Source organism: Candidatus Pelagibacter bacterium nBUS_36, from assembly GCF_051201215.1.
Classification (GTDB): domain Bacteria; phylum Pseudomonadota; class Alphaproteobacteria; order Pelagibacterales; family Pelagibacteraceae; genus Pelagibacter.
In genome coordinates this window covers 1159986-1179815 of the sequence record NZ_CP172839.1, presented here as the reverse complement: position 1 = coordinate 1179815, position 19830 = coordinate 1159986, and the positions used below count along the sequence as shown (strand labels likewise).

At 29.8% G+C, this 19830-nt stretch carries 18 protein-coding genes and 2 pseudogenes; 15 read left to right on the top strand and 5 right to left on the bottom strand.

Annotated features, from left to right (window positions below):
- Nucleotides 1–74 precede the first annotated feature (74 nt).
- The 9 genes and pseudogenes from pilM (at nucleotide 75) to ACIJYI_RS06355 (ending at nucleotide 9451) form a co-directional block, all read left to right on the top strand.
- The gene (gene pilM, locus ACIJYI_RS06395) at nucleotides 75–2180 is read left to right on the top strand and encodes a pilus assembly protein PilM (RefSeq protein ID WP_435113823.1); all 2106 of its coding nucleotides are present in this window, start codon (nucleotides 75–77) and stop codon (nucleotides 2178–2180) included.
- Nucleotides 2180–2890, top strand: a complete 711-nt coding sequence (locus ACIJYI_RS06390) for a pilus assembly protein PilO (RefSeq protein ID WP_435113821.1) — start codon at nucleotides 2180–2182, stop codon at nucleotides 2888–2890. The genes pilM and ACIJYI_RS06390 overlap by 1 nt, the downstream gene beginning before the upstream one ends.
- A gap of 22 nt (nucleotides 2891–2912) precedes the next feature.
- Nucleotides 2913–3305, top strand: coding sequence for a hypothetical protein (locus ACIJYI_RS06385; protein ID WP_435113819.1), 393 nt, complete (start codon nucleotides 2913–2915; stop codon nucleotides 3303–3305).
- A gap of 3 nt (nucleotides 3306–3308) precedes the next feature.
- Entirely contained in the window at nucleotides 3309–4853 is a 1545-nt protein-coding gene (gene pilQ / locus ACIJYI_RS06380; RefSeq protein ID WP_435113817.1) for a type IV pilus secretin PilQ, read from the top strand.
- Between the two features lies 1 nt (nucleotide 4854).
- The gene (locus ACIJYI_RS06375; RefSeq protein WP_435113815.1) at nucleotides 4855–6555 is read left to right on the top strand and encodes a GspE/PulE family protein; all 1701 of its coding nucleotides are present in this window, start codon (nucleotides 4855–4857) and stop codon (nucleotides 6553–6555) included.
- Nucleotides 6555–7784: a type II secretion system F family protein gene (locus tag ACIJYI_RS06370; RefSeq protein ID WP_435113813.1), complete on the top strand. Its 1230-nt coding sequence runs from the start codon at nucleotides 6555–6557 to the stop codon at nucleotides 7782–7784. The genes ACIJYI_RS06375 and ACIJYI_RS06370 overlap by 1 nt, the downstream gene beginning before the upstream one ends.
- Nucleotides 7785–7889: 105 nt before the next feature.
- The gene (locus tag ACIJYI_RS06365) at nucleotides 7890–8330 is read left to right on the top strand and encodes a pilin (protein ID WP_435113811.1); all 441 of its coding nucleotides are present in this window, start codon (nucleotides 7890–7892) and stop codon (nucleotides 8328–8330) included.
- A gap of 6 nt (nucleotides 8331–8336) precedes the next feature.
- Nucleotides 8337–8459: pseudogene (locus tag ACIJYI_RS06360) on the top strand (type IV pilin protein); the annotation flags it as partial.
- 488 nt (nucleotides 8460–8947) lie between these two features.
- Nucleotides 8948–9451 (top strand): pilin, encoded by a 504-nt coding sequence (locus ACIJYI_RS06355; RefSeq protein ID WP_435113809.1) that lies wholly within the window; start codon nucleotides 8948–8950, stop codon nucleotides 9449–9451.
- Between the two features lie 76 nt (nucleotides 9452–9527).
- On the opposite strand, the gene ACIJYI_RS06350 is transcribed toward ACIJYI_RS06355, so the two are convergent.
- Complete coding sequence (locus ACIJYI_RS06350; protein WP_435113807.1) at nucleotides 9528–10373, bottom strand: sulfotransferase domain-containing protein; 846 nt, start codon at nucleotides 10371–10373, stop codon at nucleotides 9528–9530.
- 108 nt (nucleotides 10374–10481) lie between these two features.
- Between ACIJYI_RS06350 and priA the strand changes: the two genes are divergently transcribed.
- The 6 genes from priA to atpC all read left to right on the top strand — a co-directional run bounded on the left by priA (nucleotide 10482) and on the right by atpC (nucleotide 17334).
- Complete coding sequence (gene priA, locus ACIJYI_RS06345; RefSeq protein ID WP_435113805.1) at nucleotides 10482–12437, top strand: replication restart helicase PriA; 1956 nt, start codon at nucleotides 10482–10484, stop codon at nucleotides 12435–12437.
- A 108-nt stretch (nucleotides 12438–12545) separates the two neighbouring features.
- A complete protein-coding gene (gene atpH, locus ACIJYI_RS06340; RefSeq protein WP_435113803.1) occupies nucleotides 12546–13103 on the top strand; it encodes an ATP synthase F1 subunit delta in 558 nt (185 codons plus the stop codon).
- Nucleotides 13104–14639: a F0F1 ATP synthase subunit alpha gene (gene atpA / locus ACIJYI_RS06335; RefSeq protein ID WP_271487867.1), complete on the top strand. Its 1536-nt coding sequence runs from the start codon at nucleotides 13104–13106 to the stop codon at nucleotides 14637–14639.
- Nucleotides 14640–14645: 6 nt separating this feature from the next.
- Complete coding sequence (locus tag ACIJYI_RS06330; protein ID WP_435113801.1) at nucleotides 14646–15521, top strand: F0F1 ATP synthase subunit gamma; 876 nt, start codon at nucleotides 14646–14648, stop codon at nucleotides 15519–15521.
- Nucleotides 15522–15523: 2 nt separating this feature from the next.
- On the top strand, nucleotides 15524–16942 hold the full coding sequence (gene atpD / locus ACIJYI_RS06325) for a F0F1 ATP synthase subunit beta (protein WP_435113799.1): 1419 nt from the start codon (nucleotides 15524–15526) through the stop codon (nucleotides 16940–16942).
- Nucleotides 16942–17334 carry an ATP synthase F1 subunit epsilon gene (gene atpC / locus ACIJYI_RS06320; protein ID WP_435113797.1) on the top strand — a complete coding sequence of 131 codons (393 nt, stop codon included), beginning with the start codon at nucleotides 16942–16944 and terminating at the stop codon, nucleotides 17332–17334. Before atpD ends, atpC begins: the two co-directional genes overlap by 1 nt.
- Here atpC and ACIJYI_RS06315 read toward each other — a convergent pair.
- The 4 genes and pseudogenes from ACIJYI_RS06315 to nadD form a co-directional block, all read right to left on the bottom strand.
- Nucleotides 17327–17803, bottom strand: a complete 477-nt coding sequence (locus ACIJYI_RS06315) for an RNA pyrophosphohydrolase (RefSeq protein WP_435113796.1) — start codon at nucleotides 17801–17803, stop codon at nucleotides 17327–17329. The genes atpC and ACIJYI_RS06315 overlap by 8 nt on opposite strands.
- Nucleotide 17804: 1 nt before the next feature.
- Nucleotides 17805–18943: pseudogene (locus ACIJYI_RS06310) on the bottom strand (S41 family peptidase).
- Nucleotides 18940–19290, bottom strand: a complete 351-nt coding sequence (gene rsfS, locus ACIJYI_RS06305; protein WP_435113794.1) for a ribosome silencing factor — start codon at nucleotides 19288–19290, stop codon at nucleotides 18940–18942. The pseudogene ACIJYI_RS06310 and the gene rsfS overlap by 4 nt, the downstream one beginning before the upstream one ends.
- A gap of 17 nt (nucleotides 19291–19307) precedes the next feature.
- Nucleotides 19308–19826 carry a nicotinate (nicotinamide) nucleotide adenylyltransferase gene (gene nadD, locus ACIJYI_RS06300; RefSeq protein ID WP_435114756.1) on the bottom strand — a complete coding sequence of 173 codons (519 nt, stop codon included), beginning with the start codon at nucleotides 19824–19826 and terminating at the stop codon, nucleotides 19308–19310.
- Nucleotides 19827–19830: the final 4 nt, after the last annotated feature.

The window sequence follows — 19830 nt, the reverse complement described above, 5'->3', positions numbered from 1 at the left end:
ACTCTAACACAAAATAATATTGACGATATTTTACAATTGTGTTAGAGTTTTAGTAATTTACGAAGAATTTTTATATGGAAACCATTCATAAAAAAAATGGAAGGCTACATATATATGTTCGACAAGATAAGTATAAAGGTGAGCTTAAATCTCATAATTGGGTCGGTAGAACATATATAAATGGTAAACAAAAAGTGTCCTCTTCAGGCACCACTAACCTTGAAGAAGCTATACCTATACTTGAAAAATGGTTTGATGACCTTCAAATTCAAAAAAATGAGACAAAACCTGAAATTGATCAGAGTTTAGATCAAAAATTAGAGGAAAAACAAGATTCTCCTTCTTCTTCACCTCTTGAAACACAATCAATAGAAGCTATTCAAAGCAACCCTGTAAAGGAAACTGTTCAATCTCCTGAAAAAGGCGTAACAATTGGAATGTTAGAAAAATTAAAGAATATTAAATTTTCTAAATCTAAAGAAAATGTTTCAGCTAACAAAGAAGGAGCTGGCGACCCAATAAAATCTAAAAATAAAGATAACAAAATTAAATCAATATTTAAAAACTTTTTTCAATCTAAAGTTAGTAAGTTAAGTGTAGCAGGTGAAGAAATTGCAGGTCTAGATATAACGAAAGAAGCAGTAAGAGTTGCTCAAGTTTCTCAAGATAAAGATGAAAAATGGATCTTAGATAAATTCTCTTATCGATTACTAGATCAAGAAGTTATTAATGACAATGTTTTAGAACAAAAAGATTATTTAGCTGCAGAAATTGAGCTAGCATTATCTAATGCAAAAATAACTTCAAAAAATGTTGCATTATCAATTCCTGTAACGAGTGCAATCATTAGAGTGGTCACTAGTCCCTTAATGTCTGATGATGAATTACAAAAAGCAATAGAAACAGATTCACTTTGGGAAAATTTAGTTCAACTTGCTGATAACTTAAATGATTATTCAATCTTTCATCAAATAATAAATAGAAATTCAAAAAATAATACCATGGAAATTTTATTTGTTGCATCGAAACTTTCGGATGTAAATGCTTATTCATCTATTGCTAAAAAAGCAGGTTTAAATCCAGTCATTATGGATGTTCGATGTTTCACTTTAAAAAATGCTTACGACAATACAAAGTTTAAATCAATTACAGACAAGGGAAATTCAGCAATCTTAGAGTTAGGTGTTGATGAAAATTATATGATGATTATTCATAACAATACTCCTGTTATCACTGATATTTTTTTAAGAGAACAAGAAAAACAACATTTACTTGAAGTTACTAATGAACAAATTTCGACAGAGTCAGAAGCTGTTATTAGAAGATATGCAATGCAACTAAAACAAGCAATTTCAGATTATGAAGCAAAATATGAAAATAAGATAACTACCATTCAAGTGGTCTCAAGTTTAAAAAATATTTCACTATTACTACCAGCGTTTAAAAAAAATTTACCAACAACGGGTTTTATTAATTTTGATCCGTTACAAAGTGTTAGTGTGCCATCTTATAATAATGAAAAAGTTCCAGATAATAACAAATCAACATTATCATCAGTACTTGGTCTGGCTTATAGAAAATTAGATGTATTTGGTTATTATAAATTTGTAACAGCTGTTAAAAATATAAACTTATTACCCAATAGAGACGCAGTTAGACAACAAAATAGACTAAAGTTTTTATCTGGCTTTGCTTTTAAGGGAATTGCAGGTACGGTGGCAGGAATTTATTTAATATTAATTGTCACGTCTTATTTCCAAATAAACAGCAATAAAGAAAAATTAATTAAATTTGATCAAGTTCAAATAGAGTTTGATAAATTAAATATTCAATTTTCAAAATTAGCAAAACAAAGAAGAGAGATGCAAAAATCATTGGATCTTGGTAAAATGGTTAGCTCTAATCAAGCCTCCTCATATAGAACCTTAGCTCAAGTGACTAGAAGTGTTCCTTTACGGGTTAATTTTGAAAAAATTTCTTTTGATGGAGATAATTCTTTAATAATTGAGGGTATGGCTTTTTCTGATCAAGACATTTTAAATTTTATTGCAAACCTAAATGCTAAATCATTAATCGAACAAGCGTCTTTAGCCAAAATGAAAGAAGAAACTGGTGAAACTAGTTCAGGAAGTAACAATAAAAAGGGATTTATAATTAATTGTAAATTGAAGGAAATTTAATGGATTTAGGTAGTTTAAAAAATATGGATTTAAATGATCTAATGAGTAAACTCAAAAGTGGGGGTTTGGGAGACAAAAAAAATCTCATTAAGTTTGGAATTGGTTTTTTTGCAGTATTAGTTTTTTTAATTGGCTATTACGTTTTTGTGTCCCCAAAAATTAAAATACAAGAAGAGCAAATAATGTTGATGGAAGAAAATAAAAATAAAATATTAGAATTTAATAATAATATTATAACTGTAAAAAAATCTATTAAAAAATTAGAACCTGAATACAAAAAAAATAGTAAATTATTCCATAGCAAAAAAGAAGTAGAGGATTTATATCAGAACATCAGCAAGTTTGCTTTGCTCAACGGCTTGTCGATAATTAGCTTAACAAAGGGTGAACCAAAAGCAGTAAGTAATTCTGGAGCATCTGAACAAAATTCAAATAATTCAGATCAAAATACTTCAACTGAAAATCCTTCAGATCAAAATACTTCAACTGAAAATCCTGAAGGTCAACAGGTGATGTATTATAAAATTCCAGTAGATTATGAAATTCAAGGAAATTTTTTAAGTTATTTAAAATTTAGAAGAGCATTATCAAAATCACAAAAAGTAATAAATTTTGATAAAGAAGAAATTACCACGATAGCAGAAATGCAAGGACAAATTTTATCAAAAGTAACATTATCAATTGTTGGATTACCCGATGAATATAAATAAAAAAAGATTATTAGTTTTTTTAATGACATTAATATTATGTCAATTTCAATTATCATTTTTAAAAGCTGAAGATGCTAAAAGTATTGATGATGAAGAATTACCAGCAATAGATCCATTTGCAGGTGGAACTGCTGGCTCAACCAATCAGTCAGTTGAATTAGGTGATACTGAACAAAGTTCAAATAATGGATTGCTGAATAATATGAGATTAGCTGGAACTATTATTGGCAAAAGTAAAAAAATAGCTGTTTTTTCATCCCCAGATGGAGGAGCTTTTAAGTTCGAGGTAGGTGATCTACTTACAACTACCACTGTATTGTTAGAAATTTTTAGCGATGTTGTAATCGTTAAAGATCAAGACGATGAAAAATTTGAAGTATATATGAATAATATTATTAGACCGAGTGAAGGATAATTAATGAAAAAATATCTAAAAATTATTATTTTTTTATCATTTTTGGCTTTATTACAGTCATGTGAAACAATGTCAAAAAAACCAGGATCAGTTCATGGAGACAAACCTTTAATTGATACTAAAAAAATAATTGTTGATGGACAAAAAGAAATGGACAAAAAAGTAATTGATGGTCCTAAACCATATGATACTGAATTTACAACTCGTCCTGATAAAAGAAGAGTCATAACAACTGAAACAGTCAAAAATTATGTATCAATTTCTGATGAGTATACAAACTTAAAGCAAAATATAAGTATAAACTTTCAAGGTATGGATTTTAAATATGTAATGTCTTTGATGGCTGATATTGCAGAAATAAATATTTTAGTTGGAGACGAAGTAAGTGGAACAGTTAACGCAAAAATTGATAATGTGGGTTGGGATGTTGCATTTCAAACATTGTTAGATATGAAAACATTAGTTGCTGATGTTGATGTTGCAAATGGAATAATAAGAGTACATACGCCAGAAAAATTAACAGCACAAGAAACAGCTAAATCAGCAAGAGCAGAAGTTTTAAAGAAAAAGATAGAATTAGAAGAGTCGGTTGAGCCGATTGTTGCAGAGATATTTAGACTATACTATATCAGTCCTTCTCAAGCCAAAACTACTCTAGAGGCATTATTTTCAACACAGGGTTCAGAGGGGGCGGCTACTATGAGCAATCTTTCTATTACAGTTGAAGACACTACACGATCAATTATCGTTAGAGGGCATGAGCCAGATCTTGATACTATTGATGCAGTTATAAGAGAGATAGATGTAAAGACAAAACAAGTTTTAATAGAAGCTTTTATTGTTGAGGCGGACTCAACTTTTCAAAAAGCTTTAGGAACAAGAATTGGAGCAATGACAAAACAACTTGATGGTCAAGCTCTAATAACAGGATCTGTCGGTGGTGCTGCAACAACACCAGGTGGTGTTACATTAGGAGCTGCAGCTGGAACAGTTACCAATAACTCAATTACTGGTGCAACAAGTGGAATTGGTATTTTAAAACAAATGGGTTCTTCAGTATTAAAAGTTGAGATTGAGGCATTAGAATCTTTGGGTAAAAATAAAATTATTTCAAGCCCAAGTGTATTTACTTTAAATAACCAAGAAGCAAAAATTACACAAGGTACCCAAATTGCTTACCAAACAACATCTGACGGTACGACAACTACAGAATTTAAAGAAGCAGCATTAGCATTAACTGTAACTCCAAGCATAATTGGTGATGGAAATGTATTATTAGATATTCAAGTTAATAATGACTCACCAGTAGAAGTGGCTGGATCAGATGAACCTGGAATTAAAACAAATGAAATAACAACAAAACTACTTGTCAGTGACGGTGATATAGTTGTTATTGGGGGCATTAAAATTAATACTAAAACTAACACAAACACTAGTACACCTGGGATAAGCAAGGTACCAGTTGTTGGAAATTTATTTAAAGGAAAAAATAATAGTGATGCTTTATCAGAAATGTTAATTTTTTTAGCACCGAGAGTTATAGACTAAGATGAGTAAAACTAGATTAGATAATACTAGTGAACAAAATATTCTAAATATGCTAATGGAAAGTTCAAGTATTTCTGCTGATCAGATGTCTAAAATTAATACAACTAGCTCTGAAATAGGAAAAACAAAATTAGAGACAGCTTTAGAATTAAATTTTACTGATGAAGACAAGATACTTAAAACTTTATCCACAAGTTATTCTCTACCTTCTATAGATTTATCAAAAAAAGTAATTGATCCAAAAATAAAAAAAATAATTGATCTAAGGTATATCCAGGACAATTTATTAGTTCCTTTTGAAATGTCTGATGGAGTGTTAAAAATTGCAATAGCTGATGCTTCAAAATTAGGATTAATGAAAAATTTAAAAACAATGACAAAAATGGAACCAGAATTATTTGCAGCTTCTATTTCTGATATAAATGAATTTATAAGTCGACTTTCAAAACAAGAAACACAAAAAATTTCTGATAAAAATGTCAAAGTAGAAAAAGTTGAAAAAAATAAAGATGAATTAATTGAAGTTGGAGGAGAAGTAATTGTATTTGGTAATAAATTAATTACAGAGGCAATTAATTTAGGGGCAAGTGATATTCATATTGAGTGTTTTAGAGATAGTGCACAAGTACGATTTAGAGTTGATGGTATTTTAAAAATTATGGATAGTTATTCTAAATTTTTACATGAAAATTATTCAGCAGTTGTTGCTAGAATTAAAATTATTAGCAAACTAGATATTGCCGAAAGAAGAGTGCCTCAAGATGGGGCTTCAACTTTTAAATCAGAAACTAAAGAAATTGATTTAAGGGTTTCGATTTTACCTACAAAAAATAATGAGAGAATTGTAATGAGGATTTTAAATAAAGATGCTGGTGATAAAGCTCTTTCTGATTTAGGATTTGAAAGTAATGATTTAGAAAAGCTTATTAAAGCTATAACTTCTCCTCAAGGAATGGTGCTTGTTACTGGCCCAACAGGAAGTGGAAAAACAACCACTCTTTACAGCGTGTTAAAGCATATTAATAAGCCTGGGATGAACATTTTAACAGCTGAAGATCCTGTAGAATACGAAATGGAGGGAGTAGGACAAGTTCAAGTAAAAGAGGCAATTGGTTATACTTTTGAAGAAGCTCTTAGATCTTTTTTACGTCAAGACCCAGAAGTGATTTTGGTTGGAGAGATTAGGGATAAAGCGACAGTAGATATAGCTCTAAAAGCTGCTTTAACTGGGCACTTAGTTTTTAGCACACTTCACACTAATGATGCTCCAAGTTCTATTACCCGTTTAGTCAATATGGGTACTCCAAATTATTTAATATCTGCTGCGTTAACTCTAATTATGGCACAAAGATTAGCAAGAAAAAGTTGCTTAGATTGTAGAGTTATCGATGAGAATATTACTCCTAAATTATTAAATTCTATTGGGTTTTTACCTGAACAATCAGCAAGAGCTAAAATTTACAAAGGTACAGGTTGTGAAGAATGTAGTGGAACCGGCTATAAAGGAAGAATGGGTATTTATGAAATTCTTGAAATTGATAATGAATTGAAAGCTGGAATTTTATCTAATCTTCAGCAGACAGAGTTAAATGCGATTGCTAAAAAAAATGGTTTTAGAACCATGCAAGATATGGGTCAGGATTTATTATTAAGTGGAGACCTTTCATTTGCTGAATACGAAAGAGTGCTACAATCTAATTAATGTTAAATTTTGAATACAAAGGAATCTCTCAAGGTAAATATGTTGAGGGAGAAATTGAAGCTTTAAATAATGCTGAAGCAGCTCACAAATTAAAAGACCAAAAAGTAATTATTACAAAACTTAAAGAAGCAAAAAAAAAGAAAGCAGTTAGTAAAAAAGAAAAAATATCATTTAGTTTTGGAACTGGAATAAAAGCTCAAGAAATTTTAATTTTCTGTAAACAGTTTGCAACTATGCTTAGAGCAGGACTGCCTGTATTAAACACATTAGAGATGTTAGAGGGTCAAACAACAAGACCTCCAATGAAAAAAGTTATTCAAACAATCAAAACAGACTTAGAGGCTGGAAATGCTTTATCAAAGTGTTTTGAAAAACATTCAAAAATTTTTGATACTGTAGTTGTAAACTTGATAAAAGCTGGTGAAGCTAGTGGTAAACTTGATACCTTTTTACAAAAAATTGTAATTAATTTAGAGAAAAGAGAAAAGATTAAATCTCAAATTAAAAGTGCTTTATTTTATCCAGGAGTTCTTTTTTCAGTTGCAATATTAGTTACAGTTTTTATGTTAATGAATGTAGTTCCAACCTTTGTTGATATGTATGAACAAATGGGAGCTAAGTCATTACCAACCCCAACAGCAGTGATTATGTCTATGAGTGATTTTGTTAGATCATCAGGTGGTTTTTATCTTCTTATCTTTATTATTTTATTTATTGTTGGTTTTAAATATTTAATAAGTAAAAATTATAATGTTAAAAAAGTTTGGCACCAAATTATGCTTAAACTTCCAATTTTTGGAAACTTAATAAATAAATCAATCTTAGCAAAAGTATCATTGGTTTTAGGAAACCTTAATCAAGCAGGCGTTGATTTAATTGAAAGTATTGATATTGCAAAATCTGTAACTGATAATGTAATTGTTATTGAAGCTTTAGAAAATATTAAAAAAGGTGTTTTCTCAGGAGAAACTTTGACAGACTTATTTAACAAAGAGAAAATATTTCCACCAACTTTTAGCCAATTAATCTCTGTTGGTGAGCAAACAGGTAGCTTAGATGAAATGTTTGGTTCAGTTGCAATTTATTATGAGGAAGAGTTTGATGTTGCAGTTGCCAATCTTGCAAGTTTAATTGAACCTATAATGATCGTATTTATGGGGATTACTATCGGGGGCTTAATGCTCGCAATGTATGCGCCTATTTTCAATATGGGAGATGTTATTGGCTAGTAAGAGGGTTTTTATTAAAATAACTAAACTTTAAGTAGCTCAATATATTATTGACCTTTTTAAATAATCTACATAAGCTTTATTAAATAATATTTCGGAGGATAAATGAAAAAATTTAATAAAGGTTTTACGCTAATTGAATTGCTAGTTGTTGTAGCAATTATAGGAATTCTAGCTGCAGTAGGTGTTGTTGCTTATAATGGATACACTGCTTCAGCAAAAAAAAATGCAACCAAAACAATGCATGCTCAAACAGTTAAATATATTTCAGCAGAAATTCAAAAATGTTCATTAGGAGAAAGTAAATTTATGGGAACTAACCAGAGTTGTCCCGCAACAGCTGCAAAAGCAGTAACAGGTGCAGTAAATACAATGACTGATAAAAATCCTTTTGATGTTACAAAAAATGCTGTTAGATCAAGCGGAAGCTTTGAAGTTGGATATGTTGGTTTAAGTTCTTCAGGAACTACCGTTACAGTAAAAACTTGTGTAGCGACAAGCTGTGCAACTGCTGACAAAATGGAAGCTACTATAAGCGTAGACTAAAAATTTATGAGGCACTACTACAGCCGAGGGTTTACTTTAATAGAACTCCTGGTTGTAGTTGCTATTATTGGAATTCTTTCAGCAGTAGGTGTTGTCTCTTACAGTGGTTACAAAGCTTCTGCTGAAAAAAAACAAGCTGAGATTACATTAAACTCCATTTATTTAGCAGAACAAGAATATAAATCTAATAATGGTGAATACTACTTTAATACCTCTACTTCAAATTTAGTTACTAATTTATTTGATGGTGTAGATGATTTATCTGAACAATCGTTTACTTTTAAAACTACAAACGCTAATACTTTAACAATTACAGCAACTAAAAAAACAAATACTAGCTGCACTATATCAATTACACAAACCAATAAAAAACCAAATAGCCACAGTAGTTGCTAGTATAGAAATGGAAAAATTTTTATTTTTCAACATTATCATTACAACGCTAAATATATTCTTAATTGTTTATGCTTATTCATTAAATTTTTTTCCAAAAAAATGGAGAAAGAAAGTCAATCAAGATACTTTAGTTGGATTAGTTTTAATATTTTTAACAATGTTTACGTGTTTTCTTTGGGTTTTTTATTTTTACTTTAAATTATTATAAACTCTAAAATTGTATGAAACATAAAGCCTTTACACTGATAGAACTCCTAGTCGTAGTAGCAATCATTGGTATTCTTGCTGCAGTAGGAGTGGTTGCTTATAATGGGTACACATATGCCTCAAAAGTTAAAGTATTTGAATATCAAAAAAGTCAATTAATAAAATTAGTTAATGTTGAACTAGCTAAATGTGCGCTTGGGGAAAAAGATAGTAAAGGATGGGTAAAAGTAATGGATGGTTATTATTATTGTAATTGGTATAATCTAAATAATAGAAATGGATTGTTGATGAATGCAGTAGTTGAATTTGCACGACATAAAGATTTTAAAAACCCATTCCAACCAGATAAATATTTTGTTGAATATTCTGCAAGTATTCCTCTTAATGATGTTTACTTAGGAAAACTCATTTTTCATAATAGAAATACATTAGAATATTGTATCAAAATACCTTGCAATGATGGAAATAGTAGAAAAACTGAGACTCAAAACTTTTTAATGATGGCTACTAAGATATGAGGCAAAAAGCCTTCACCCTTATAGAAATACTAGAAGTAGAGCGATTCAAAAAAGAACAATACACTCTTAAGATATTTTATTTTAAATACCCAAGCTCTTTCATTTCAGCTGAAAATTTAGTTTCAATATCATTTATAATTTTTTTATCTAATACATTTTTCCAGTTATTTTCTGGACCTAAATTAAAAAATTTGATCTTATTATTTAATGTTTTATGTGCATTTTCATTAAAATAACCCTTTTCTTCTAAATTTTGTAGATATTTGAAATTCGTTGTTTTAATTATATTTTCATTTTTATCCTCATTACTTTGAACATCAGTATATTTGTTTATAAAATTAATTATTCTTTTAAATTCAAATCTTGTATCTTTAATTAAATTTTCATATTTAATTAATAGAAAATCTTTATTATTATTTTTCCAAAATCTATAATGCTCACCCCAAGTACCTAGAAGAGTTTTTAAACTGTCTTTAATTAAAACACCTTTTTTTTTATGTCCTCCAATAAATCTTGGAGTTAACAAGAATTCTTTAGAATCTTCCAATGTCTTGTTATAATGATTTGAAATTGAACTTACTAAATTTCTTGGATCTCTAACAATATATATAGAAGCTAAGGTATTTCTTCTATTTGTAAAATTGTATTGATCAATTTTACAATTAATATGATGTGTTTTTAAAAATTTAATTTTATTGTCTAAATTTATTAAATCTTGAGCATCTTCCCAGTATTTTTTAATTTCATGAAAATTACCTAAGTCATTTGTAAATTTTTTAAAATCATTTTCAGTAGGAAATTGCTTAATTCTTTTTAAAAGATTAAAATTAAAAATTCCATCATTGCTGTACATCAGGGCAGCTACTATAGATCTTACCCACGTGTTTCCACTTTTAGGATATGATGCAAGCCATATGATCATATATATTTATATTACATAGATAAATAAAATCAACAAACTAGTGATATAAATTATTTTAGAAATTGATATCTTCATTATAATCAAACATTTATTAATTTATTTAAAAGTATGAAATTTCCAATTCTTTTACCAAATATCTTTAACCATCCTTTTACTTATGAGAGTGATATTAATTTAAAAGTAGGAGATTATGTGGTGGTGCCTTTTGGTAAGTCTGAAATTACAGGGGTAGTTTGGGATGAATTTGAAAAAAAAAATAATAGAAATTTTAAGATAAAAAGTGTTTTAAAAAAATTAGACGTTACTCCATTAAAAAAAACAACTATCAAATTTCTTAACTGGTTTTCAGAATACAATATAATTCCCAAAGGAATGGCTTTAAAACTAGTTTTATTAAGTAGTAATGCTGTAGAAAAAATTCAAAAAGATGCTTACAAAATTTTTGACACAAATATCAAAAAAAATCTAATAAAGCTTTCTGAAGAACAGAAAAAATCTCTTAAAAAAATGAATATTTCTAATCAAAAATTTAGAGTTCATGTTCTTCAAGGAACAACGGGTTCAGGAAAAACCATGGTATATTTTGAAGCTCTTAAAGACATTATAAACAAGGGTTTTCAGGGCTTAATTTTATTACCTGAGATTGGCTTAACAGGTCAATTTGAAAAAAAATTTATAGAATTTTTTGGTTTTACCCCTGCAGTTTGGCATTCTGGTATTACAAAAAAAAAGAAAGAAATTATTTGGAGTGGAATCGCAAATGGGGAAATAAAAGTTGTCATTGGAGCTAGATCATCATTATTTTTACCATTTAAAAAGCTAGGTCTAATTATTGTTGATGAAGAGCATGACCAATCTTACAAACAAGATGAAGGAGCTACCTATAATGCAAGAGACATGGCTATTTCAAGAGCATCATTTGAAAATATTCCTATCAATTTAATTACAGCTGTTCCATCAATTGAGACTTATGAAAATATTAAAAAAGGTAAATATAGTATTTCTAAATTAGAAAAACGTTATCAAAACGCATCATTACCAAATTATGAAATAATTAATCTTAATGAAACAAAATTAGAAAAACAATCTTGGCTTTCAAAAAAAATAATTGAGAAAGTAAATTTTCATCTTGATAAAAACGACCAAATATTATTTTTTTTAAATAGAAGAGGTTTTTCTCCACATGTACTTTGTAATAAATGCTTTAATAGTTATTCGTGTCCAAATTGTTCAATCAATTTAGTTTATCATAAAAATAAAAATAATTTATTGTGCCATTATTGTGGTTTCAAATCTTCTTTGAAAAGAACTTGTGCAAAAGATGGTGACTGTGAGTTTATTTTTAGTGGGCCTGGTGTGGAAAGAATATCTGAAGAAGTTAAAAAAAACTTTCCATCAAAAAAAATAGAAATTTTTTCGAGTGATACTATGAATAAAAAAGACTCTAGTGATAAATTAGAAAAAATAATCAATAATGAAGTTCAAATTTTAGTTGGAACACAGTTGATCTCTAAAGGTTTTCATTTTCCAAGCCTTAATTGTATTGTGGTAGTTGATATTGATCTTTCATCTCAAGGACATGATCTGAGAGGAGCTGAAAAAAATTTACAGTTGTACCACCAGCTTTCTGGCCGTGCAGGAAGAACAGGCAAACCTGCTACTGTGTATTTTCAAACTTATAACACTAATACTAAAATGATTTCAGATTTAACAAATAGTAATCCTGACATCTTTCTTGATCGAGAATTAGATATTAGAAGACAAAACAAGCTTCCACCATTTCAAAGATTTATTTCTTTAATTCTAACAGGAGACAATGAAGTAAAATTAGAAAAAGAAGCTTTTTATTTTAAAAACTTTATCGAAAAAAAAATTAATGCAAGAATTTTAGGACCTGTCAGTGCCCCTATTTTTAGACTAAAAAAGAAATTTAGAATAAGAATGTTAATTAGAGGTCCAAAATCTCTCAAATTACAGAATTCAATCGCTAAAATTATCCCAAATTACAAATTTTCATCAGGAATAAAACTTTCAGTTGATGTTGATCCAATAAACTTCAATTAACCTTTAAAAAAAGGACTTTTAAACGAATGTGCTACTTGAAGACATTATAGTCATATGTTAATTAGAGCGTGATTTTAAAATAATCTTCAACATAACAGAGGTACTAAGTTGAGTAAAAATAAGGGATTTTCAATAACTTCAGCTGAAAGATATTCTTTAGCTTTGTATGAGCTTGCAAGTGAAAGCAATGTTCTTTCTCAAGTAGAAGATCACTCCTCATCTATCTTAAACCTGATTTCATCAAGTAAAGATTTCTCAGATCTAATTAAAGATCCAACTAATAGCCAAGAAGATCTTTTAAAAGTTATAGATAGAATTTCTAATGACAACAAATTTGAAAGTTTATTAAAAAATTTCTTAAGTTTTTTAATTACTAAAAGACGTTTTTTTTATGTAGAGCAAATTTTAAAAAGCTTCATTGAAACATGTTCTCAAAAAAGAGGAGAATTAAAAGCAGAATTAAAATCTGCAAAAGAATTATCTGGTGATGAAATATCAAAAATTACAGATGAGCTTACTAAAAATTTTAGCTCAAGAATAAAATTAAACTACAAACATGACAAAAGTTTAATAGGAGGTTTAATAGTACAAGTTGGAAGTACTATGGTTGACACCTCAATTAAAAATAAATTACAACAAATCGAAAACAGAATGATAGAGGCATAAATGGAAATAAATCCTTCAGAAGTAACAAAGATATTAAAAGAACAAATTAAAAATTTTGGTGACAAAGCAGAAGTGACTGAGGTAGGACAAGTATTATCAGTGGGAGATGGTATCGCTAGAATTTATGGTCTTGATAATGTTCAAGCTGGAGAGATGGTTGAGTTTGCGGATGGCTCTAAAGGTATGGCCTTAAACTTAGAAAGTGAAAATGTTGGGGTTGTAATTTTTGGAGATGACAGAAATATTAAAGAAGGTGATACTGTAAAAAGAACTGGAAACATTGTTGATACTCCAGTTGGAAAAGAATTATTAGGTAGAGTTGTTGATGGATTAGGAAATCCGATTGATGGTAAAGGACCTTTAGATAAAAGTGTTAAAAAAAGTAGAGTTGAAGTAAAAGCTCCAGGAATTATTCCTAGACAGTCAGTTAGTGAGCCTATGCAAACAGGTCTTAAATCTATTGATAGTCTAGTTCCAGTTGGAAGAGGTCAGCGTGAATTAATTATTGGTGATAGACAAACAGGTAAAACTGCAGTTGCAATTGATGCTATCATTAACCAAAAGAAAATTAATGAGTCTGGTGATGAGAAACAAAAACTTTATTGTATTTATGTTGCTATTGGTCAAAAAAGATCAACTGTAAGACAAATTCAAAAAACATTGGAAGAAGCTGGAGCAATGGAATACACAACAATTGTTGCTGCAACAGCATCTGACTCTGCACCACTTCAGTTTTTAGCACCCTACACAGGCTGTACAATGGGTGAATATTTCAGAGATAATGGAATGCATGGATTAATTATTTATGATGATTTGTCTAAACAGGCTGTTGCTTATAGACAAATGTCCCTATTGTTAAGAAGACCTCCAGGACGTGAAGCTTACCCTGGTGATGTATTCTATCTTCACAGTAGATTGTTAGAAAGAGCAGCAAAATTAAGTGATGAGCATGGTGGAGGTTCTTTAACAGCGCTTCCAATTATTGAAACACAAGGTGGTGACGTATCAGCGTTTATTCCAACTAACGTAATTTCAATTACTGATGGGCAGATTTTCTTAGAAACTGAACTTTTTAACCAAGGGATAAGACCAGCGATTAACGTAGGTTTATCTGTTTCAAGGGTTGGTTCTTCAGCACAAACAAAAGCGATGAAAAAAGTTTCAGGATCAATGAAATTAGAGTTAGCACAGTATAGAGAGATGGCTGCTTTTGCTCAATTTGGATCTGATCTAGATGCTTCAACACAACAACTTTTAAATAGAGGTTCAAAATTAACTGAACTTCTTAAACAAAAACAATACTCGCCAATGACAGTAGCTGAACAAGTTATTTCTGTCTTCTGTGGAGTAAAGGGATATTTGGATGATATTGAATTAAAAGATATTGCTGAATTTGAAAATAAAATTATTGAAAAATGTAAGTCTGATAAACCTGAAATAATTGATTCAATTCAAAGCTCAGGTAAACTTGAAGATGATAAAGAAAAATTACTAATTGAAGTAATAACTCAATTAAAGGAAAACTTTAAATCTTAATTTATTATGGCAAGTTTAGACGATCTTAAAAAAAGAATAGCTAGTGTAAAGTCTACACAAAAAATTACAAAAGCTATGAAGATGGTAGCGGCAGCTAAACTTAGAAGAGCCCAAGAGAGTGCTGAGAGGGGAAGACCTTATTCAGAAAAAATGAATAATATAATTCTAAATCTTTCTAGTGGGATTTCTGACAAAGAAAATGCTCCAAAATTATTATCTGGATCAGGTAATGATAAAGTTCATTTATGTGTTGTGATGACTTCTGACAGAGGTTTGTGTGGTGGTTTTAATTCAAATATTATTAAAAAAGCCAAAAGCTATTTTGCTAAACTTTCAAAAGATGGAAAAGACTTAAAGATCATTACTGTAGGTTCAAAAGGTAACGACCAACTTAAAAGAGCCTTTGGTGACAAGATAATTGCAAATATTTCATTTAAAGAGTCAAAACATGCCAATTATTTCGATGCTGAAAAAGTTGGTAAAATGGTAATCGAAAAATTTGGAGCTGAAGAGTTTGATGTTTGTACTATTTTTTACAATCAATTTAAAAATGTAATTACTCAAATTCCTCAAGCACAACAAATAATTCCTTTAAATGTTGAAAATTCAGAGGATGATAAATCTGAGGATAGTTATGAGTTTGAACCAGATGAAGATGAGATTTTAAGCAATTTATTGCCAAAAAATATTTCAACACAAATATTTAAGGCAATGTTAGAGAATTCAGCTAGTGAACAGGGCTCAAGAATGAGTGCAATGGATAATGCAACCCGAAACGCAGGTGAAATGGTTGACAAGCTTACTATTGAGTATAATAGAAGTCGTCAGGCAGCAATTACTAAAGAACTAATAGAAATCATATCAGGAGCAGAGAGTTTATAATTATGAGCAAAGGAACAATTACACAAGTTATTGGAGCAGTAGTAGACGTAAAATTTGATGGAGATCTTCCAGAAATTTTAACAGCCTTAGAATGTAAAAATGGAGATAACAGACTAGTTTTAGAGGTTGCTCAGCATTTAGGAGAATCTACTGTTAGAACAATTGCAATGGATGCTACTGAAGGTTTAAAAAGAGGTGATGAGGTGACAAATACTAAAGCGCCTATCCAAGTTCCAGTTGGCCCTGAAACATTAGGAAGAATTATAAATGTAATTGGAGAACCTATTGATGAAAGAGGCGAAGTAAAAACAAAAGAAAGCTGGCCTATTCACAGAGCTGCACCAGAATTTAACGAACAATCTACAGAAACAGAAATATTAGTTACAGGTATTAAGGTAATTGATTTACTAGCACCATATGCAAAAGGTGGAAAAATCGGACTGTTTGGTGGAGCTGGAGTTGGAAAAACAGTTTTAATTATGGAATTAATTAATAACGTTGCAAAAGCACACGGTGGATTTTCAGTGTTTGCAGGAGTTGGAGAAAGAACTAGAGAAGGAAATGATTTATATCATGAGATGATAGATTCAGGAGTTATTAAAAAGGATGGAGCTGGATCTAAAGCTGCACTAGTTTATGGACAAATGAACGAGCCTCCAGGAGCTAGAGCTAGAGTTGCTCTTACAGGATTAACTGTAGCTGAATATTTTAGAGATCAAGAAGGTCAAGACGTTCTTTTTTTCGTAGATAATATTTTCAGATTTACACAAGCAGGTTCAGAGGTGTCAGCACTATTGGGAAGAATACCATCAGCTGTTGGTTATCAGCCTACACTTGCAACTGATATGGGTAATCTTCAAGAAAGAATTACCACTACTAACAAAGGATCAATTACATCAGTACAGGCTATTTATGTACCTGCCGATGACTTAACTGACCCAGCGCCCGCAACATCATTTGCTCACTTGGATGCTACTACTGTTCTTTCAAGACAAATTGCAGAAATAGGTATTTATCCTGCAGTTGATCCACTTGATTCTACTTCAAGAATTTTGGACCCTAGGATTGTTGGTGATGAACACTATAGAGTTGCTAGAGAAGTGCAAAAAATTTTACAAACATATAAATCTCTACAAGATATCATAGCTATTTTGGGTATGGATGAATTGTCTGAGGAAGATAAGTTGGTTGTAGCTAGAGCTAGAAAAATCCAAAGATTTTTATCTCAACCGTTCTTTGTTGCGGAAGTATTTACTGGATCTCCAGGTAAACTAGTTGATTTAGACTCAACAATAAAAGGCTTTGCTGCAATTTGCAAAGGTGACTACGATCACCTTCCAGAAGCAGCTTTTTATATGGTTGGAACTATAGAAGAAGCAATAGAAAAATCTGAAAAAATGGCTAAGGAAGCCGCCGCTTAATGAGTGAAGAGTTTAAGATTGAAATAGTAAATCCAGAAAAATCTTTTTTAATTAAGGAAGATGCCTCTGAAGTAGTTGTCCCTGCCTTTGAAGGCGAGATGGGAATACTTAAAGATCACATTTCTATAATCTCATTTTTAAAGCCAGGTATTATAAAGATTTTGTCAAAATCTGGTGTTGAAAATTACTATGTTGAGGATGGAATTGTTGAATTTAAGAATAACAATCTATCAATCCTGACAAGCTCAATATTTAATCTCACAGATTTGGATAAATCTAAACAACAGGATTTACTTAAAACAGCTGAAGAAGAAGCAAATAATCCAGAAATAAATGACCAATCCAAGTATTTGGTTGATCAAAAAATTGAAGTATTAAAATCTCTTAATTAATAACTTTTTTAACTTTTTCTTGAAGTTTTTTGTAAACGTGTAGTTTAAAGTCCACTACAAATTCTGTAATTTGATCAAGTTCAATCCATTTCCATTCTAAAAATTCGGGATTTTTAGTCTTAATATTTATCTCTTGTTCTGTACCTGTAAATTTCATTAAAAACCATTTTTGTTTTTGACCTCTGTATTTACCTTTCCAAATTATTCCTAATAAACGATCAGGAAGATCATATGTTATAGTGCCATCTAACTCTCTAATTAATTCTACACTTTTAATGCTAGTTTCTTCCTCAAGCTCTCTATAGGCCGCTTTTAAGAAATCTTCACCTTCATCAACTCCACCTTGAGGCATTTGCCAAAAATTCTTTGTATTATCAATTCTTTTTGCAACAAATACTTTGTTTTCATTATTTAGCACAATTATTCCTACCCCAATTCTTAGTGGTAGTTCACTGAAGCTTTTTTTCATATTATCCGTTAAGTAGTTTAATTGCGTAATTTAATTGATTGTCTGTATCAGTTTTTATTCTAAAATTATCACTGTCTTCATTGACTTCAATATCAGGTTTCACACCAACCTCAGAGATAGATTTTCCAGAGGGTAGGTAATATTTTGCAATAGTTAGACGTATTGCACCTTTATTTTTTAAAGGAATTATTGACTGTACAGATCCTTTTCCATAACTGCTCTCTCCAAGTATAATAGCTCTTTTATGATCTTTTAGCGCACCAGCAACAATCTCAGAAGCAGATGCAGAACCATAGTTGATTAGTACCAACAGAGTTTTACCCTCAGTGATATCCCCTTTTTTTGCAAACCATTTTCTATTTTCAGATTTTTTCCTACTCTTTGTTGATACTATTTCACCATTTTCTAGAAAAAAATCAGAGATTTTAATTGCTTGGGATAAAAGTCCCCCCGGATTATTTCTTAAATCTAAAATAAATGCATTTAAATTTTTATTTTTATTTAATTTTTTTATTTTTTTTTTATTTGTTCGCTACTGTTATCATTAAAAGAAGTTAATCGAATGTATCCAATATTATTTTCTAGTAAATCAGATTTTACAGATTGCACTTCAATTATTTTTCTAACTATATTGAATGTTAAAGCTTTTTTAACTCCTCTTCTTCTTACTGTTAGTTCGATACTAGAGTCAACAGGTCCTCTCATTAAATCAACTGCTTCACTTAAAGATTTACCTTGAACTTGAATGTTATTAATTTTTACAATGTAGTCTCCTGCTTTAATGCCAGCTTTTGATGCTGGAGTATCATCAATTGGAGTAATTACTTTTACAACTCCTGCTTCCATACTGACTTCAATTCCAAGACCACCAAACTCTCCACTAGTTTCAGTTTGCATTTCTTTGAAAATTTCTGGAGACATATATGACGAATATGGATCAAGTGATTGAAGAAGACCATTTATTGCAGCGTCCATACCTTTGGATTGATCAGTTTCTTCAACATATTCTTTATTTATTTTTTCAAGGACTTCACCAAAAAGATCAATTTTTTTATAAATATCAATTTCTGCTGAATTAATTGTATTGATAGAAAGAAATATAGCCAAAAAAATTGTTAAATAAAATTTAATTTTTTTCATATTATAACTTTTTCTTTTGGAATTAATTCAGACCAAATTTTTTCAAGCTCATAAAATTTTCTTTTTTCAGGATGAAAGATGTGTACTATTAAATCAATTCCATCGACCAATTTCCATTCACTACTTTCTTTTCCTTCTATTTTAGAATTTTTAACACCATTGTTTTTTAATTTTTCTAAAACTTGTTCTGACAAAGATTGAATGTGACGAGACGATGTTCCGCTTGCAATGATCATGTAGTCAGCCATTGAACTTTTATCTTTAAGGTCAATAGTTACAATGTCTTGTGCTTTGTTAAGATCAAGTGTGTTGATTACAACAGATTTGAGATCAGAAATTTTATCCATTAATTAAATTTAGACTATCAAATTTTTCTTAATTGAGAAGATGAAATGTTGACTTTCTTAAATTCAACAAATGTGAGAGTTTTATTATTTAGTTTCTTAAATGTCTTTGATTTTAAAGAATTTTTTTTGTATCCATGCCTGTCAAATACAACAATATTACATTTTTTCGATATTGATTCTGATTTTTGCCATTTATGAAAATTAATCAAGTTATCAGCTCCCATCAAAAAATAAATTTCTATATCTTTATTTTTTTTAAGGTGATTAATTAAATCAATAGTCTTGTTTGATTTTATTACATTTTCATAAAACTTTACTTTTATAAAAGAATTTAATCCAATAATTTTTTTGCAATTTTGAGTTCTTTTTAAAAGTGATGTTTTGCTCTCTATTTTTAGTGGATTTTTTTTTGTAATCGCCCAGATGATTTTTTTAAGATTAAATCTTTTCTTAGCTTCTTTAGATATTGCCAAATGACCTTTGTGAGCTGGATCAAAAGAACCACCTAAAACTCCAATTTTAATTTTCTTATTGATCAAT

Bases quoted from the DNA above. Each gene is read 5' to 3' on its own strand.
- ACIJYI_RS06370 (WP_435113813.1), top strand. From the start codon at position 6,555: ATGTTAAATTTTGAATACAAAGGAATCTCTCAAGGTAAATATGTTGAG.
- atpA (WP_271487867.1), top strand. From the start codon at position 13,104: ATGGAAATAAATCCTTCAGAAGTAACAAAGATATTAAAAGAACAAATT.
- rsfS (WP_435113794.1), bottom strand. From the start codon at position 19,290: ATGGATAAAATTTCTGATCTCAAATCTGTTGTAATCAACACACTTGAT.
- priA (WP_435113805.1), top strand. From the start codon at position 10,482: ATGAAATTTCCAATTCTTTTACCAAATATCTTTAACCATCCTTTTACT.
- ACIJYI_RS06390 (WP_435113821.1), top strand. From the start codon at position 2,180: ATGGATTTAGGTAGTTTAAAAAATATGGATTTAAATGATCTAATGAGT.
- pilM (WP_435113823.1), top strand. From the start codon at position 75: ATGGAAACCATTCATAAAAAAAATGGAAGGCTACATATATATGTTCGA.
- ACIJYI_RS06385 (WP_435113819.1), top strand. From the start codon at position 2,913: ATGACATTAATATTATGTCAATTTCAATTATCATTTTTAAAAGCTGAA.
- atpC (WP_435113797.1), top strand. From the start codon at position 16,942: ATGAGTGAAGAGTTTAAGATTGAAATAGTAAATCCAGAAAAATCTTTT.
- atpD (WP_435113799.1), top strand. From the start codon at position 15,524: ATGAGCAAAGGAACAATTACACAAGTTATTGGAGCAGTAGTAGACGTA.
- ACIJYI_RS06375 (WP_435113815.1), top strand. From the start codon at position 4,855: ATGAGTAAAACTAGATTAGATAATACTAGTGAACAAAATATTCTAAAT.
- ACIJYI_RS06330 (WP_435113801.1), top strand. From the start codon at position 14,646: ATGGCAAGTTTAGACGATCTTAAAAAAAGAATAGCTAGTGTAAAGTCT.
- ACIJYI_RS06365 (WP_435113811.1), top strand. From the start codon at position 7,890: ATGAAAAAATTTAATAAAGGTTTTACGCTAATTGAATTGCTAGTTGTT.
- pilQ (WP_435113817.1), top strand. From the start codon at position 3,309: ATGAAAAAATATCTAAAAATTATTATTTTTTTATCATTTTTGGCTTTA.
- ACIJYI_RS06350 (WP_435113807.1), bottom strand. From the start codon at position 10,373: ATGATCATATGGCTTGCATCATATCCTAAAAGTGGAAACACGTGGGTA.
- ACIJYI_RS06355 (WP_435113809.1), top strand. From the start codon at position 8,948: ATGAAACATAAAGCCTTTACACTGATAGAACTCCTAGTCGTAGTAGCA.
- ACIJYI_RS06315 (WP_435113796.1), bottom strand. From the start codon at position 17,803: ATGAAAAAAAGCTTCAGTGAACTACCACTAAGAATTGGGGTAGGAATA.